15 protein-coding genes are annotated in these 17654 nt (G+C 36.5%); all 15 read right to left on the bottom strand.

What is annotated here, in order from left to right:
- Positions 1 to 2: 2 nt before the first annotated feature.
- Positions 3 to 275, bottom strand: coding sequence for a hypothetical protein (locus AW17_RS09525; protein WP_029275905.1), 273 nt, complete (start codon positions 273 to 275; stop codon positions 3 to 5).
- A 116-nt stretch (positions 276 to 391) separates the two neighbouring features.
- Positions 392 to 1762, bottom strand: coding sequence for a DUF4302 domain-containing protein (locus AW17_RS09520; RefSeq protein WP_167343657.1), 1371 nt, complete (start codon positions 1760 to 1762; stop codon positions 392 to 394).
- A 3-nt stretch (positions 1763 to 1765) separates the two neighbouring features.
- Complete coding sequence (locus AW17_RS09515; protein WP_051691732.1) at positions 1766 to 3154, bottom strand: substrate import-associated zinc metallohydrolase lipoprotein; 1389 nt, start codon at positions 3152 to 3154, stop codon at positions 1766 to 1768.
- A 14-nt stretch (positions 3155 to 3168) separates the two neighbouring features.
- Positions 3169 to 4629: a RagB/SusD family nutrient uptake outer membrane protein gene (locus AW17_RS09510; protein ID WP_029275902.1), complete on the bottom strand. Its 1461-nt coding sequence runs from the start codon at positions 4627 to 4629 to the stop codon at positions 3169 to 3171.
- 13 nt (positions 4630 to 4642) lie between these two features.
- Positions 4643 to 8269: a SusC/RagA family TonB-linked outer membrane protein gene (locus AW17_RS09505; protein ID WP_083488669.1), complete on the bottom strand. Its 3627-nt coding sequence runs from the start codon at positions 8267 to 8269 to the stop codon at positions 4643 to 4645.
- 349 nt (positions 8270 to 8618) lie between these two features.
- Complete coding sequence (locus AW17_RS09500; RefSeq protein WP_029275900.1) at positions 8619 to 9779, bottom strand: FecR family protein; 1161 nt, start codon at positions 9777 to 9779, stop codon at positions 8619 to 8621.
- Between the two features lie 62 nt (positions 9780 to 9841).
- Positions 9842 to 10441, bottom strand: coding sequence for an RNA polymerase sigma-70 factor (locus AW17_RS09495; protein ID WP_029275899.1), 600 nt, complete (start codon positions 10439 to 10441; stop codon positions 9842 to 9844).
- A gap of 224 nt (positions 10442 to 10665) precedes the next feature.
- A complete protein-coding gene (locus AW17_RS09490) occupies positions 10666 to 11208 on the bottom strand; it encodes a DUF420 domain-containing protein (protein WP_029275898.1) in 543 nt (180 codons plus the stop codon).
- 89 nt (positions 11209 to 11297) lie between these two features.
- Positions 11298 to 11993 carry an SCO family protein gene (locus AW17_RS09485; RefSeq protein ID WP_029275897.1) on the bottom strand — a complete coding sequence of 232 codons (696 nt, stop codon included), beginning with the start codon at positions 11991 to 11993 and terminating at the stop codon, positions 11298 to 11300.
- Positions 11993 to 12346 carry a cytochrome C oxidase subunit IV family protein gene (locus AW17_RS09480; RefSeq protein ID WP_029275896.1) on the bottom strand — a complete coding sequence of 118 codons (354 nt, stop codon included), beginning with the start codon at positions 12344 to 12346 and terminating at the stop codon, positions 11993 to 11995. The genes AW17_RS09485 and AW17_RS09480 overlap by 1 nt, the downstream gene beginning before the upstream one ends.
- 25 nt (positions 12347 to 12371) lie before the next feature.
- Entirely contained in the window at positions 12372 to 13079 is a 708-nt protein-coding gene (locus tag AW17_RS09475; protein ID WP_029275895.1) for a cytochrome c oxidase subunit 3, read from the bottom strand.
- Positions 13080 to 13110: 31 nt separating this feature from the next.
- Positions 13111 to 13689, bottom strand: a complete 579-nt coding sequence (locus AW17_RS09470; protein WP_029275894.1) for a cytochrome c oxidase subunit 3 — start codon at positions 13687 to 13689, stop codon at positions 13111 to 13113.
- Between the two features lie 3 nt (positions 13690 to 13692).
- Positions 13693 to 14601, bottom strand: coding sequence for a heme o synthase (gene cyoE / locus AW17_RS09465; RefSeq protein ID WP_029275893.1), 909 nt, complete (start codon positions 14599 to 14601; stop codon positions 13693 to 13695).
- A 12-nt stretch (positions 14602 to 14613) separates the two neighbouring features.
- Entirely contained in the window at positions 14614 to 15672 is a 1059-nt protein-coding gene (locus tag AW17_RS09460; RefSeq protein WP_029275892.1) for a COX15/CtaA family protein, read from the bottom strand.
- 83 nt (positions 15673 to 15755) lie between these two features.
- Entirely contained in the window at positions 15756 to 17636 is a 1881-nt protein-coding gene (locus tag AW17_RS09455) for a cytochrome c oxidase subunit I (RefSeq protein ID WP_029275891.1), read from the bottom strand.
- Positions 17637 to 17654 lie beyond the last annotated feature (18 nt).

The following is a 17654-nucleotide window of genomic DNA, read 5'->3' as shown; positions in this document are numbered from 1 at the left end:
TTTTAATTTAAATTAAAAGGTTCCTTTTTCATATTAAGGTGCACATTCTTTTTGCGGTATTTTTTATACCAAACCACACCAACAATAACAGCCATTAAATAAGGAAGAGATAAAAGATACAACACACCTGTATTTAAGCCTGCTGTTTGTGTATTGCCGTTTTTAACACCTTGCTCGGCATTAATGGTACACATAGAACATTGGGCATTAACACTGGGACTTACCGTGAATGTAAATACCAATACAAAAAGGATAAAAATTGCTTTCTTCTTCATTCGTTACAAATATAAGCATAAACGCTTGGAGGGGTTTAAAAATTATGTCATAAAAAAACCCTTGCTTTTTAGGGCAAGGGTTACGGGAGAGAAGATTAAAATTAGATTCTAATTAGTTATAATGTTCCGTATATAAACGAACTACCATCGACGGTACGGTAAAGACCACCAAGTAAACCTCCGCTTGGGTTTATACTAGTTACCCAGTCGATTTTAAATGGCCCTGATAAAAAGAATTTTTTAACACCATCATATTCAGTTCCACGTGCAGTCCAGTTAGCGTCATAAACAGGATTTGTTAAAGTAATTACTCCATCAGTTATCGAATAATTAAATGTTGCATTTGCGCTGAAAGTTGTGGTACCATTATTTGGGCTGATATTCACCACTGCAGTACTGTTGCTCGTTAAAGCAAAACTGATTCCTACTATTGTTCTTGCCGGAGTCAAAGCAGCTAATTTAGCTACCAATGCCTGATAAATTACATTAAATTGAGAAGTAACTCCACTTGGTAACAAGGCTCCTCCAGCTACTGGAGATGTGCCGCCAATACTAATTTTTCTATAGGTATAACTACTCGGAAAACCAAATAACAATGGAAGTGGGGTTAATGGTATCGGGCTTGATTTAATAATATATTCTTTGCCTGCAGCATCATACATTGCGAGAGTGGTTGCATCTTTCCAGGCAAACTTAACCAAAGTAATACCTTGAAAAACCAGACCTGTCGAAGTCATTGAAATTCCATCAGTTGTTAAGGCTATTTTATTCGTAGCAGAAACAACCGTTGTACCATCGGCCAATATACCAGTTAACGTAGCTCTTTTGCCACTGGCAAGAACATTGGTAAAATTAACACTTAACCCAGCTTTAATTGTAGCACTACCAGAAACTACTTCAATGTAAGGATTTTGTGTGGTGGCAAAAAATGATTTAAGCCTATCAGAAGATGTTTTCAATCCTTCAGCAGTATATGCTGCTTTTTGGGCAGCAGTAGCCTTTACCATAGCCAGGGTTTGGCGATAAGCCTTGCCTATAAAAAATATGCTATCGACTGTAGCGCGCGAATAAGTAAACTCTACATCACTTTTATAACCGGTATTTCCAGCTCCACCAAAAACACCGTTGTTCGGGTCGGCCAGCATTGAAATATAATTATAAGTATCGAATATTAATTCGGTACCTAAAACAGCTTTAACCCTAAAAGTAGACTTACCCAGTGTTTTTGCAGTATTATCATTTAAATCTGCATACATGGTAACATTTTGATTTGCATCAAAAGTCATATAAAATCCGTAAGCACCACCCGCATTTGTAGGTAAGGTTGCTATCCAGCCATTAGGTGCTGAAGTTAATGTATTAGTAACTGAAGCAATAGATTCAGCTATTCTTTCTTCTGGCTTCTGATCAAAATCAGAAACAAAAGAATCTTTTTTACAACTTGCCATAGCCAGGCAAATCATAAATAAATATAATATTCTTTTCATCATTTATAATGTTTGACCTAGTGAACCAAAAAAGTAATTAGTAGGAGTTCCGCTTACATACATACCACCAAAATTATTAAAATTGGCATTATCGATAGTTTTAGGCATCCAATCTGCTATAAAGGTCTTTCCTATTAAATAAGCTTGAATTGAACTTGTAAAACCAGCCGTAAATAAAGCCGCATTTGCATAGCTACCTGTAGTACCTGCCTGCGCAATCTTTGTAAATGTTACAGCTCCGGTAGTAGCATTTATGGTATAAGAAAAAGTATAGTCGGCAAAAAATTGTGTACCGCCTGCAGCTGCAGTAAATGCCCCCCTTACTGTTAATGCTGTGTTAGACTCAAAGCGAAATTGTACATAATCCAAGTGATATTTACTGGTAGCACTATAAGCCAAAACAGCAGCTTTAAAGTTATTATATGCAGTAGTAAATTCAGTTGACATTGGATTTGCGGTGTAAAGCGGATCTTCTAAATTTATTGTCATTGTTTTAAATAAATTTTGCCCCATCCAATAAGGGAAACTTGATGATGATAGCTTATACGTATTTCTAACTACATTCTGAATTTCCCTTTGTAATGCTCTAAAGTCGACGCCTAAGTTTATGGTAAAATATTGTACAACACTTGCTTCTTTAGCTTTTAATGCCGCTTTACCCACTGCAGTAGAGGCATTTGCACGGGCATCAAACCAGGCTTGGCCAAGCACTAATAAATGTGATGTAGTTTCTGCAAAATCTTCTCCCGGCTGGCTTGATGCATAAGGACTTACGTAACCGTTATCTCTTGCTGCTGCATCAGCTACAGTAGTCCAGGTTGCCGTATATGTCGACTTTGTAATGGTTTGAAAGTCAGTAGGCATGGCAACCAATTGATTTAAAATATGCGTAAATTCATGATGAATAGTTCTTAACTTTCTGGTTACAGCATCTGCATTATTTGCGTCAAAATTATTTAAATCGTAAATGGTAACACGCTTTGCGGCAGATGCAGTAGCTAATATCATCGACCCATCAGTTTGGTAAGCTCCTGAACCATATAGTACCCATTCTTTAGGTAGCATTTTTTTAATAAATGGAATACCTGCCACTTTTTTATACGGATCGATAAAACCTTCTAATACAGTTTGCATCTGCGGTTGAACATTAGCCGGATTAGCCGGACTAACCACTTTATCATTATCCTTGTAAAAATCACTATAACGATAAATTACGTCCATATTGTAGGGATCCAAGAAATTAGTTTTTAACCAGTTATCCAATGCGGCATTGGCTACAGGATTATCAACATATTTTGTCAAATCGATATTAGCTGAATCTTCTTTTTTACAAGATTGTATTGTTGTAAACAATAAAAACAATCCTAATATTCTTATTAAATTTCTTTTCATGATATTCTTATTAATTATCTAGGATTTAATGGCACACCAGAAAGTCTTGCTTCTTCAGGAATTTGAAATACTCTTTTGTTATCATCAGCCTTCAATTCGATAAATGTTTCATTACCCTGAGCATCAATGATATTATGTTTAACCGTCATTCTGGTACGGAGAATATCAAACCATCTAATTCCTTCCTGCAGGAATTGTGCTTTCTTAGTATCTAAGATTAATTTAATTAAACCATCTTTTGGATCGGTTATACCGTAATAGGTCGCGATTTTAGATAAAGTAGCTGCGTCGCTAGGTGTATATCCTCTTACGTAAGCAGCAAGTCCTGTATTAATATCGGTTAACGACTTATCAAACTGACCTAATTGGGCGTAAGCCTCTGCCCTGTTCATTAAAGCTTCATCGGTTGTAAGTACAGGAGACATTAAATAAGTAATACCAATGTTTGAAACCTGGTTAGTTACATAAAAATATTCTTTATACTTATATGTAGTATAACTTGGCTTCGTATAGAAAAGAATTTTATTTGCAAATGCTTTACCTGTTATATTGGTACCAGTACCAAACATTTTAACTAAAGTTTCGCCATAGCCATATCTTGGCGAAGTTAATCTTTGATAGCTAGAATACAGGTTTATTAACAGTAAGTTATATTTCTGATCTGAGCGTGTAAAAGCAGCCTGAAAATCAGCTGAGCTCATATCGTATAGAGCACCATTAATGGGTCTGATAATACTCGCAAAGTTTTCAGTTGAAATTAAAGAAACATGATCTACTACCTTTTGCCATTCACCTTTAAATAAATAAAAACGGGCAGCAAATGCATGCGCTGCAGCTGGGGTAAAATGATATTTTGGAACCTTATAAGCAGATGCAGAAAGTAAAGCCATCCCATCTGTTAAATCTTTCTCGATTTTTTGATAAGTGGCAGCAACTGTCTCCCTATCATATTGTTTAATTACAACCGTTTCAGGGTCTGTTACATAAGGAATACCAGGAGAGTCATTTGCTCCTCCAATTACATAGGCTTTTGCATAGAATGTAACTAACATAAAATGTGCATAGGCCCTTGCTACTAAAGCCTCGCCTTTATATGGTAATGCCGATGTACCAAATTTATTGGTTTCAATAGCCTCGAGTGCCTGATTTGCTGCTGAAATAGCCTGATAACAGGTATTCCAGTAATTAGATGGCGAACCTCTGTCAGCGCCTAAAACATCGTCCCAGTAATAAGGTTTACTGGAAACATCCGATAAGGTTCCAACGCCGGAGCCTTTATCTTCAGCGTTATCAGATGCAGCCTCAGCGAAAGTGTAATAATCGCCTTCAGGATATGCTGTAGCTACTAGCTGTGCTACTTTATCAACCGAATTAATTTCAGTTCTATTGTCAGGTGCTGTATCTAAATATTTGTTACATGATACTAAAGTAACAGCTCCAAAAAGAACAGCGTATTTTAATTTATTAAATTTCATACCAAAATATCTTTTAAAATCCAACCTTTAATGATAATGTGTATTGTTTAGGTATTGGCAGGGCCACGCCACCATTACCAAAAAACTCAGGATCTTGTCCATTTAATTTTTTATCCGAATACAACAAGGCTATATTGTTACCCACAAAAGATATAGACGCATTCGACATATTTAGTTTAGATGTGAATTGTTTAGGCAAATCATAGGTTAAAGATATTTGCTTAAATCTGATGAAATCACCTTTTGCTACCCGTTCTGTTGAAAAATTATAAATATTATAAGGATAAACAGCAGAGGTAGTAGCCCCCGTAGCATCAGTAACCAATCTTGCGGCTGTATATGGATCCAATATTGACGGAACGCTTGTAAAGGCTTCATCCCCAGGTTGTACCCATCTGTTTAGCATAGATTTAGTCATAGAATAAATATCAGGGTAACTAGAAGAAAACTCTTGTGCTAAACGCACATAATTTCCTGCAGCAAAAGTGAATAAAGTAGATAAACTGAATTGTTTATACCTGAACTGGTTGTAAAAACCTCCCGTTAACTTCGGATCAATAGGCCCTTCATATTTTAAATTTGCCACCTTAGTACTTTGCAGATACACATAAGTGTTTTTTCTCCCGCTTTCATCAATAAAGTATGGATAACCAAAATTATGATCTAAACCTGCGAATTGAAGTGAGAATAAACTGCCTTGCGAATAACCAACTACAGAACCTCCATTGTCGCTAACCAGGTCAAGAATTCTAGGTGTATTTTGTAATTCTGTAATCTCGTTTTTGTTGTAAGCTGTGTTAAATTGAGTTCTCCATTTAAAATCACCGCTGGTAATTGCATTACCACCTAAGGTAATCTCAATACCTTTAGCTTTCATTTTACCATAATTAGCATCTTTTGTATATTCTCCGCCAATACCCGATGTTTTAATACTTCCAATTAAATCATAAATATTTCTTTTATATAAATCAACTGTTAAATTAACCCTGTCTTTTAAAAATGTTAAGTCAATACCCAAATTGGCTTCTTTTAATTTCTCCCAGGTTAATTCACTATTTGCCAGGCTTGATATATATGTAAGGGTTTCTTTCTCATTTTCATAAGGTCTTCTACTTAATCTGTTATAGAAAATAGCGCCCGAATTATTTGCGTTACCAATATTGGCAACCAAACCATAAGTTCCTCTAATTCTGGCTGAAGACAATACAGTGTTATCAATCCAGAAACTTTCCTGATCTACATTCCATGCACCTGAAACGTTCCAGGTTGGCAACCATCTTGCTGTTCTGCTTTTACCCATTAAATTCGAGCCATCGTATCTGGTTGTAGCATTAAAACTATACTTATCTTTATATGAATATGCTGCTCTTAAGGCAAATGCTGCAAAACGATCTGCCCCATAACCCATACTGTAATAAGGTGCATTTGATTCCTGAGCTTTCTTAAAATATAGATAGTTTGCATTAACAATTCCGCCATTATCGTATTGATAGCCAACTCCGTCAAATTTAGAGTTTTGACGATCTATATATCTTACCTCCATTGATCCGAAAACATTTAGGCGATGATTTTCATTAAATTTCTTATCAAACTCAAGGTTCTGTCTGAAATAATAATTCTTTAAATTATCATAAGTAACATTATAAAATCCTCCCTCAGGTAGGGTTACCACTGGTAACTTAGTTAAATCTTCAGGATTGGTGTACAAAAATGGATTATCACCTACTGTTGTAGCGTCCTGAGCTGCTCTAAATGCCAAGGCCATGTTGGAATTTTCTTTAATGTAGTGCTTACGATCGGTTTTTGCATACCTATAGGCTCCATCAATTGAATAAGTTAAAGAAGGAATAATTTTATATTTTAGCCCTCCCTGTACTTTAAAATCAATCTGACCCAGTTCTAAATAATTATTATCCAGCTCGTTTAAGATATTAAAAGGTGCATAGTTTCTGTTAAAATACTCCAGGCTTCCATCTTCGTTATATGCAGTCATGGCTCTGCTTGTATTTAAAGCATAAGAATATGGGTTGATATCGAAATTTCTTGAAAAAGTTCCATAAACAGGGTCCGAATTACGGGTTAAAGTTCCCGGAGCTTTTTGATCGCGGACGGAGCCGTTGATGATGAATTCGCCACTCAACTTATTACTCATTTTAAAGGTTGATCTTAAATTACCAGTAAAACGATCTACACTATTTCCAATAGTCTGACCATTATCATGCAGATAAGAGGTAGAAGCGTAGGTTTGAAATTTCTCTGTACCAGAAGAAAAACTCATAGAATGCTCTTGTAGCAATGAATTTTTAAATAAAACATCAAACCAATTGGTATTGGCATTAGCATATCTATTTAAAAACTGAGCACGATCTGTTGCTGTGTTTTTTAACGCATAGGTGTCTGTTGCAGCATCATAATCATATAAAGCATTATACATTTTGTAAAATGGACCACCATCTGCTCCTCTTGAAGCCGAGGTATGCTGAAAATAGCCTTTGTTCAACATCTCCATCATAACAGACATCTGATCAGCTGAATTTAGAACATCAAATTGATTATAATTAGGCTTTAAGTAGGTTGTAAAATTACCAGTATAGCTAATTCTTGGCGCCCCTTCTGTTTGACGGCCTTTTTTAGTAGTAACAACAATTACCCCGTTCATTGCACGCGCGCCATACATGGCTGTTGCTGCAGCATCTTTCAGGATATTGAAGCTTTCAATATCATCAGGGTTTAAACCTGCAACTGACGATCCGATTAGCGTATTAGCATCACCGGTTGATAAAGCATCATTTGAGATATTAACCACATCTTCCAGGATAATTCCATCTACTACCCAAAGCGGTTTATTATCACCAGAGATAGAAGTAGCACCACGCACGCGAATTTTCGGAGCTGCACCAAAAGTACCCGATACATTCTGTACTGATACACCGGCAACCTGTCCCTCTAACATACGGCTGATATCTGGCACACCATTACGCTGTGCATCGGCCGCTTTTACCTGAGTGGCAGATCCTGTAAATAACTTCCTATCTATTTGTTGGTAACCTGTTGATACCACATTCACTTCGTTAAGTTGGGCAGCATCTTCTTCTAAGGTTACATTAATAACCGTTTTACTGCCAACAGGTACCTCGAGTGTTTTGTAACCAATAAAGCTAAAGGTTAAAACCGCACCGTCTTTTACCGAGATGCCATACTCGCCCGATCCATTGGTTGATACAGCATTGGCTGCTCCTTTTTCGCGCACACTAACGCCAGGTATTATCGCTCCATTTTTATCCCGTACTTTACCCGTTACTTTTACAGCGATAAAATAACCAACTACTTTATCGAAAATACTCTTTTCTTTAGGTTTAATTAAGATTGTTTTGTCTTCAATAGTATAGGTTAAATCCCGACCAGAAATAATCTTGTCCATTATCTCTTCTATAGTCGCATTATTAAAGTTGGCATTTAAAGTAGTAGTACTTTTAATAGTGTTAGTCGATAATAATACATCGTAACCAGATTGCTGTCTGATTTCCCTAAACATTTTTTCTAATGTTACATTTCTTTCTTTTAATGTAACCAGCTGGCCAAATGATGCAGCACTTACCTGCATTAAAGAGGCAAGTAATATGACCGTAACTAACTTCATAATTAATAGCAATTTAGGTATGTAGCGTCGATGCGTACATAAAATTCTAATATAAATTTTGTACATTTAATAGTCTGTTTTTGTGCGAAGCGCAATAAAGTTTAGACGCCAAAAAGCGTTTCGCGGTTATCCAAGAAATAATTGATTTTAATCGATTCCGGTTTACGGAATAGCTAAACAGATAATAAAGGGGGTGTTGCAAGCACTCCTTTTTTATTTATTCAACTTTTGAATCGTCAGGAGGTTTGTCGAAGTATATTCATTAGTTGTTAGTGGTTTTAGGTTATTGTTGATTAATTAGTTTTGTTTTTAGAGATAAAGGTTAGTTACGGTCTTCATCTTTTTTCGGTTATTCTTTATAGACAATAACTTTATTGCCTTTAATATCGAAACGTACTTCACCAGTTTGCTCAAGTTTGGTTAACACTTTCGATATTTTTTCAAAACGGCTTACCGTTCCGTAGTACATCACATTTTTTGCATCCGCATCTGCGTATTCTATTTCTACATTATACCAACGGGCAACTTTACGTAAAATGCTTTCTTGCCGTTCGTTATTGAACATAAAATAGCCGTTTTTCCATGCTATTGCTTCATCAACATTTACTTCTCTTACATCCATGCCAGAAATGGATACCAAAGATTGCTCGCCAGGTTTAAGCACCTCGCTCTCATTGGTCGTATTATGTGAAACTCGCACACTTCCTTCCAACAAAGTAGTTTTAGTTACCCTTTCATCTTTATAGCTATTAATGTTAAAGTGCGTACCCAATACCTCAACAGACTGCTTATCGGTTTCTACAATAAAAGGATGTGCTGCATTTTTAGCTACTTCAAAATAAGCCTCCCCATCCAATTTCACCAAGCGCTGTTTAGCCGTTCCGATATTTAACGAATACTGAATTGAAGATGCTGCATTTAGCCAAACAGTAGAACCATCGGGCAACTGGATTTGCCATTCGCCACCATTTGGGGTCGAAATGGTATTTAATCTCACATCATTTACATTTTCTGATTCAGCCATGTTATACACCAATTGACCATCGGCAGTTTTGGTGATAGAGAAGCCGGCTTCTTTAGCAACATCACCATTCATCGCATCTGAAAGCGAAATTTTCTTTCCATCGGCCAGAGTGAGAATGGCTTTGTTTTTTCCCGGCGCCACGTCAGTAGCAAAAACATGCTCTTTCTTTTTCTGTAAAGAAAGGTAAGCGGTGAATGAAAACACAATAAAAACAACTGCAGCAGCAGCCCATTTTAAGCGCTTCATTAAAATCCGTTTAGGCGATCGGCTTGGTTTGTCTACAGCCAAAATTTTATTTAGAACCGGATTCCATTTTTCCTCAACAACATTAGGCGCATGTTCTTCTTCTGCGATAATCATTTTCACGATTTCATCAGAAAGCAATGATGTGCTGTTTTCTGCTAAAACTAAAAGTTCTTCCCTTTCGGCCTCGCTTAAGGTCTTAGCTGTAAACTGTTGTAAGAGATAATGTATACGTTCTTCCATAAAGATTCTGATACTAAGAAGCAGCAAAAGAAAATTAGGACTATCGGGATATTAATTTTTTTCTATTTTATTTTCAAAAAGAAAAAAACAATTGGGAAAAAGAATACAATCCCATGTTGATCGAGGTGTATACGTATCGATTTAAGGGCTATTACCAGGGCATTTTTAACCGTATTAGGCGAGATATTGAGTATTTCTGCAATTTCAGGTATGGTTTTACCATCGCGTCTGCTCAATTGGTATATATTTTTGCGTTGATCAGGTAATTTTTCAACAGCAACGGCAATAATTTTCGTTACCTCGTTTAAATTAATAGTTTCTACAGTATTGTTATGGCTATTTTGTTGCTTAGCCACAAATGCATCAACAACTCTATCTTCTTTTAATTTTTTACGCAGGTAGCTTAAACATTCATTAGAAACATATTTATAAAGATAAGCCTTCACATTCACTACATCAGCTAATTTATCGCGATTTAGCCAAACCCTTAAAAATGAATCTTGAATAATTTCTTCGGCTGCATCATCAGATTTGGTAAACTTAGCGGCAAAAATTTGGAGTACAGGAAGGTATTTGAAGAACAAAACAGAAAAAGCCTGCTCATCTCCTCCTACGATTTTATCAATCAGCCCATCATCTTTGTCTGCGTTGCTTAGCGCCATAAAATTAGTTCATCACAATTTGCTATGTCTTCCATTATTCTGAGGCGTAATAATAAATAGATTTGTCATTAAAGAGAAGAAAGATTTAAACTAAAACATTTTAGTATGATAATAGGCTTCTTTACCAAATATACTGAATAAGAAATTTTAGTCGGTAACAAATTAATTAAAAATAAAACCCCCACTTTTTAGGGTAGGGGTTCAAAAGTTAAGGTAGGACAACCTTAGTATGAATAATATGGCGAAATCATCAAATAAACCACTACGCCTGTAATGGCTACATAAAGCCAAAGTGGGAAGGTAATTCTTGCAATTTTTCTATGGCGATCGAAACGCTCGGCCAATGCCCTTACATAAGTTACCAAAACCAGTGGAATAATGGCTATTGACAATAGGATATGCGTTAACAAGATAAAGAAGTAGGCATACTTAATAGCTCCATCTCCGCCAAATTTGGTAGATGGGGTAGTCATATGATAAGCAATGTACATTACCAAAAACAATAAAGAACAACCGATAGCGGTTTTCATCAAGTTTTGGTGCAATTGTATTTTACCGTTTTTTATGGCCCATACAGCCACTACCAACAGCACAGCTGTTATTCCATTAATGGTAGCATATATTGGCGGTAAAAATGGCAACGTAGGCGCATCTATACCTAAATCTTTCAGCTTTACCACAAATAAAAAGGCTACTGCTACGGGTATAAAAATAGAAAGAATGATGATCCACTTGCTATACTTTTTCTCAATTGGGCTATTTTCCATGAGTTTTTAAAATCTCTTTTATATTATTATTATTTTGTATCGACTTCGGAGTCTAAACGCTAAGTCCTAAACACTAACCGCTAAACCAATTACCTGCCGTCTTTAACATTCCTTAAATACTCGGCAATAAGTACTTTTATTTCATCCTCCAACCTGGCATTTGCTTCAGCATTATCGGCATCATAAATTCCGCGTATACGGTGTAGATTATCAATAAGTACTATTTTATTACTAAAAATAAAATTGGTTTTCTCTTTCGTTTCATCTGCAACTACATCAAGCAGCAAACCTTTTCTGATTAACGGATAAGTTTGAATGGTATCGCTAACCAGAAAATCCCATTTTCCAGCTTTTGCATTAAAATGTTCGGCAAAATCTTTTATTCTACCTTTATCAAGTGGATCAACAGACAGGCTTAAAAACTTAACCAAAGATTTTTGCTCATACCCATCAGATAATTTCTTGATGTATTTACTTGTTTCCTGGTTGTTGGCGCCGGTATAAAATAAATTTAGTACCACAATCTTGTTCGCGAGCGATTTCCAGGTAATGGTATCGTTATGTTGGTTTACGAGTTTAAAATCAGGAACCAGGTGATAAATGGTATCTGGTATTTTTTTCCCTTTTACGTTATGAAAGGTTGATGCGACAACTTTCTCACCAAAGATGGGTAAACTCTTATACCTGTTCTTTGCAAAGTGTGGCAATAAGTAAAAAAACAAAAATCCCGGTATAGCTAAAATGCTTACCAGGATTATTACCTTTTTTATAGGACTTCTTTTCATTAATGGTTCATCATGTGGATGTTTAAAAACCCACCTTCTGTTAACATTAAAACAATAAAGTAAATAATGAAAATAAATGAAACAGTTAACGCAAGCTGTAAGCCTAATTTCTCATATTTTAAGTGCATAAAATAGGCTACAATATAAAATGCTTTTAACAAAGTTAAACCAATATAAATGTAGTTACCCACATGCTGAGTCATAATTCCTTTTGGAATTAATACCAGCGCTATGATAAATTCAATTACGGTAATTAATAAAAGGATTCCAAAAACTTTCCAGATTTTACCTTTTGATAAACCTGCATGATCCCCGTGCCCGTGCTCTTCTGTTGTATGTGTATGCTCTGACATAAAAATATTTTTATAATATGATAAATTAAACCAAATAGAAGAATGTAAATACAAACACCCATACTAAATCTACAAAGTGCCAGTATAACCCAACTTTTTCAACCATTAGGTAATGTCCTCTTTTTTCGAAAGTACCATTAATCGTCATGATTAAAATGATGATGTTGATGATTACTCCACTGAATACGTGGAAACCGTGGAAACCTGTAATGGTAAAGAATAAGTTTGCAAACTGTTGTGCAGAAACTAAAGATACTTCACCGTTAAATAGATGTTCTAATGTTTTTAATGGAGGAATTTTACCCCAGCCAAAACCTTCGTTAAATAGGTGCGTCCACTCAATGGCCTGACAACTCAAGAACATGAGGCCACCAATAATGGTTGCAATCATCCAGCCGATAACTTCTTTTTTAGAGCGTCTGTGACCTGCCTCTACCGCTAAAACCATGGTTACCGAACTCATGATTAAGATAAAGGTCATGATACCTACGAAAACTAATGGAGCGCCATGTTCTGCAATGCCTGGAATAGATTGAAAAACCTTATCTGGAGCTGGCCATGTTAATTTAGAAAAACGCTGAGCGCCGTAGTAGATCAATAAAGATGAAAAGGTAAAAGCATCTGACAAAAGGAAAAACCACATCATGATTTTACCATATTCTACCGACCACGGAGAACGACCACCATTCCATGGTCCGGTTTTAACTTGATCTAATTGTGATACTGCATTCATTTGGAAATAGTATAATAGTTTGTTAACAAATTTAACGGTTCAAAAGTAAAAAAACATACAGATATATCCATAATATATCTATAAAATGCCAAAAAATAGAAGCAATTTCCATTCTGTATTGGACTTTGGCAACAGGCAGACTTTTATAACTTCCTGCTAAAGCATTAATAATAAGGCCAACACCACCAATAATGTGTAATAAGTGCATGCCAGATACCACATAAATAAATGATATTGCTGCGTTATTTCCTACCAGGGTTGCACCAGTTCTTACCATACTTCCCCAGGCATTAAACTGCATTACTCCAAAAGCGATGGCCAAGATTACGGTAATCCACAGCATATTGCGCTGTAAGCTGAAGTTCAGTTTCTTTAAAGCCTTCGATGCAAGCACCAAGGTAATGCTACTGGCAATAATTACCAAACTAGAGTAAATAAAAGCATCTGGTAAAACCAAACCATGTCCCTTTCCCTTCGAAGCGGCAAATACCAGATAATAACTGGTAAAACCACCAAACATAATTGTTGATGATACCACAAATAACCAAACAATAAATTTCCTTGGTTTTGGGTCAAACGTATCCTGCATCTTTTCCATTGTTAGCACCATAAATTATTTTGCTATAAAATTTAATAATAAACCCAACTGTACTGCCGGGATGTAAAAAAACGAACAGAACATTACTTTCTTGGCATCTGCCAATTCTCTGCTCATTAAAAGTTTAAAAGCCAGCCAGCTAAAAATAAGTCCGGCTATTAATGATAAACCTGCAATGTAATATCCACCAAAACCATATAGCGTTGGCAGTAAACTTACCGGAATTAAAATTAATGTACTTAAAAAGGTAAGCAAAGCAGAGGTTTTATCTCTTTTCTTAGTAGGTAACAACCTAAAACCTGCTTTCTTATAATCATCATCCAAAACCCATGCAATTGCCCAGAAATGTGGAAACTGCCATACAAACTGGATTAAAAACAGAATGCCTGCAATGTAATAATCAATTTCGTGGAACATTTCGGCTTTTAAACTGCCAAATGCTGCTAAATACCCGATAAGCGGTGGTAAAGCACCTGGAATAGCACCTACAAAAACTGCTATTGGCGATTTTCTCTTCAATGGTGTATAAGCAAATGCGTACAACAGGATCGAAAATACAGAAAGTAAACCTGTTTCGAGATTCAATTTTCCCAATAACCAGGTACCTAAAAATGCCATAAAAACACCCAGGATCAATCCTTGCCCGGTAGTCATTCTGCCTGCTGGCATAGGGCGATCTTTAGTTCTAGACATTAACTTATCCAAGTCTTTCTCTATAATCTCATTAAAGCAGTTTGCAGCAGCGGTTACTAAAAAACCTCCAGCAATCAATATTAACCAGTTTCCCCAATCGATACTAGGGATATGGCCTCTACCCACCTGCATTTTCTGTCCGATCAAAAAAGAGATCGACGCCGAAAACACCACCGTAAACGATAGCCTGAATTTGATAAGTTTAGAAAAATCTGAAAGATATTGCTTCAATTTTCTTAAATATTATTGTTTATATGTACTTGTTCGGTAAACCAATAAGTACAGGTAAAACTGTAAACTAAATAACAGCGTAGAGAACAAAATGTGCAATGCCTGCGCTGCCGGTGGAAAAGCGATATATGCTAAAGCAAAGCCACTTAATAACTGTATGAGGAGCGTTATTAACATAAACCTTGCGGTTAACAACGGTGCAGCCTTACCACTAAAACGGTCGATAACCATTTTATACACTACTGCATTGGCAATGACTACGAGTATAGCTAAATCACGGTGATAAGAGAATACTTCTCCTACTTTCGAAATCCATGTATTCTTGCTTCCGTAAGAGAGCGACTTTGCAATAACATCTACTGCTTCTCTAACCTCGGTTCCTAAAACAATCTGAACGATACTGATTAGGAGGGTAAAAAACAAAAATCCTTTTAACCACGCTATCCGGTACATAATTACCGAAGGCGCTTTATTCAATTGCTTCGCATAATTGTAGGTATAAATAGATATCGCCAAAATAACCAGCGCTAACAACATGTGTACGGTTACCACCCATTGTGCCAGGTTTGTAGAAACCACTATCGAACCTAACCAGCCTTGGTATCCCACTACAAAAAGATTTAGGATACTGAGTACGATAATTCGTTTGGCCGTTTTTCGGTAGGCAAATGAGTATACAACTGTTAAAAACAGGAATATCCCCGCGGCTACCCCAGCCAATCTGTTCAGATATTCGGTCCAGGTTTTAGTTGGATTAAATTCTTCAGGTATGGTGATACTCTTATCATGCCTAATACTATCAGCTAAGGCTACTTTGCCCATGTTTTCCAGATATTTGGCAAACTTTTCATTCTTCTTTAACCTACCTGCTACGTATTTCTCTTTATAATTGGCAGGAAGTTGCGATACATCAGTTGGCGGAATGTAACGATCGAAACATTTCGGCCAATCCGGACAACCCATGCCAGACCCTGTACTGCGTACAATACCTCCGGCAAGTATAACCAATAGCGTAACTACAATGGTTATAAGATTAATGCTAATGAAACGTTGTTCTGATCTGCTGACCATATATCTATTAAGATGAAAAGGGTATCCGGATAAGCAGAAACTTAATCAGATACCCCTTTTAAAATTGTATTTAAGCTTATAAACTAGCTCTTGTTTTCTGCAACAGGGTTAGCTAATTCCCAATCTTGCTGTATTTTTTCTGCTTCTGCATTTCCTTCAAAATCGTGAGGTAAGTTAGAGCTCATGGTTTGAGAGAAAGGAACTGTTTGAGGAATAAAATCTTCGTGATGTCCTGGTTTGCTATAATCATATGGCCATCTGTAAACTGTTGGGATTTCCCCTGGCCAGTTACCGTGTAGGTGTTCTACTGGAGCAGTCCACTCTAATGTATTCGATTCCCAAGGATTTTGAGGAGATACTTTTCCTTTAAAGATTGAATAAAAGAAGTTAAATAAGAACGCTACCTGAGCTAGTGCTGCCATAATAGCTGCCCATGTTACAAATACGTTAACAGTTAACCATTTCTTCATAAATTCAAACTCGGTAAATGCATAGTAACGACGAGGTACACCATCTAAACCTAAGAAGTGAAGTGGGAAGAATACCAGGTAAGCTGCAATGAAAGTTAACCAGAAGTGTAAGTATCCCAATTTAGCGTTCATCATTCTACCAAACATTTTAGGGAACCAGTGATACACACCTGCAAGCATACCAAAGATTGCCGCAGATCCCATTACCAAGTGGAAGTGGGCAACAACAAAGTATGTATCGTGTAAGTTAATATCTAATGAAGCATTTCCTAAGAAGATACCTGTTAAACCACCAGAGATAAAGAATGAAACTAAACCGATAGCAAATAACATTGCTGGCGTAAAACGGATGTTACCGCGCCATAATGTAGCTAAGTAGTTAAAGGTTTTTACTGCCGATGGTACTGCAATAATCAATGTGGTAATCATAAATACACCACCCAACAATGGATTCATACCGGTTACAAACATATGGTGACCCCATACGATGAATGATAATACGGTAATACCAATTAAAGAGTAAACCATCGCATGGTAACCAAAGATTGGTTTACGTGAGTTTACTGAGATAACTTCAGATGAGATACCCAATGCAGGCATAATTACAATATATACCTCAGGGTGACCTAAGAACCAGAATAAGTGTTGCCATAAAATTGGAGAACCACCTTCATTTGGTAAAATATCTGTACCCATTACGATATCAGACAAGTAGAAACTTGTTCCAAAACTACGGTCGAATACCATTAATACCACCCCAGCTACAAGAACAGGGAAAGATAAGATACCTAAAATAGCGGTTAAAAAGAAAGCCCAAATGGTTAATGGCATTTTCCAAAGGTCCATACCTTTAGTACGCATGTTTAAAATTGTACTTACGTAGTTGATACCGCCCATTAAAGATGATGCTACGAAAAGTACCATACTGATTAACCACAAAGTCATACCCATTCCAGATCCTGGCATTGCTTTAGCAACTACCGATAGTGGCGGATAAACCGTCCAACCACCAGATGCAGGTCCTGTTTGGATAAAGAATGATGACATCATCACCACACAAGCAGTAAAGAAGAACCAGTATGAAAGCATGTTCAAAAATGGCGAAGCCATATCTCTTGCCCCAAGTTGAAGCGGAATAAGTAAGTTACTAAATGTACCACTCAATCCGGCGGTTAGTACAAAGAATACCATAATGGTACCATGAATGGTTACCAAAGCCAGATAAAAGTCGGGTTTAATACGACCACCTTCTGCCCATTTACCTAAAAATGTTTCTAAGAAAGGGAAGTTTTGATCTGGCCATGCCAATTGAATACGGAATAAAATTGATAAGCCCATTGCTATTACCGCCATAATAATACCGGTAATCAAAAATTGCTTAGCAATCATTTTATGATCCATACTAAAGATATACTTTGAAATCAAAGTCTCTTTATGATGCCCATGATCAGCGTGATCGTGATTGTGTTCGTCGTGTAATGCTATTGTTGACATAATTCGTTCGCTCCTGCT

Origin of the sequence: Pedobacter borealis DSM 19626 (genome assembly GCF_000708285.2) — a bacterium.
In the GTDB taxonomy this organism is placed as follows: domain Bacteria; phylum Bacteroidota; class Bacteroidia; order Sphingobacteriales; family Sphingobacteriaceae; genus Pedobacter; species Pedobacter borealis.
This window is presented reverse-complemented; position numbering and strand designations above follow the sequence as displayed.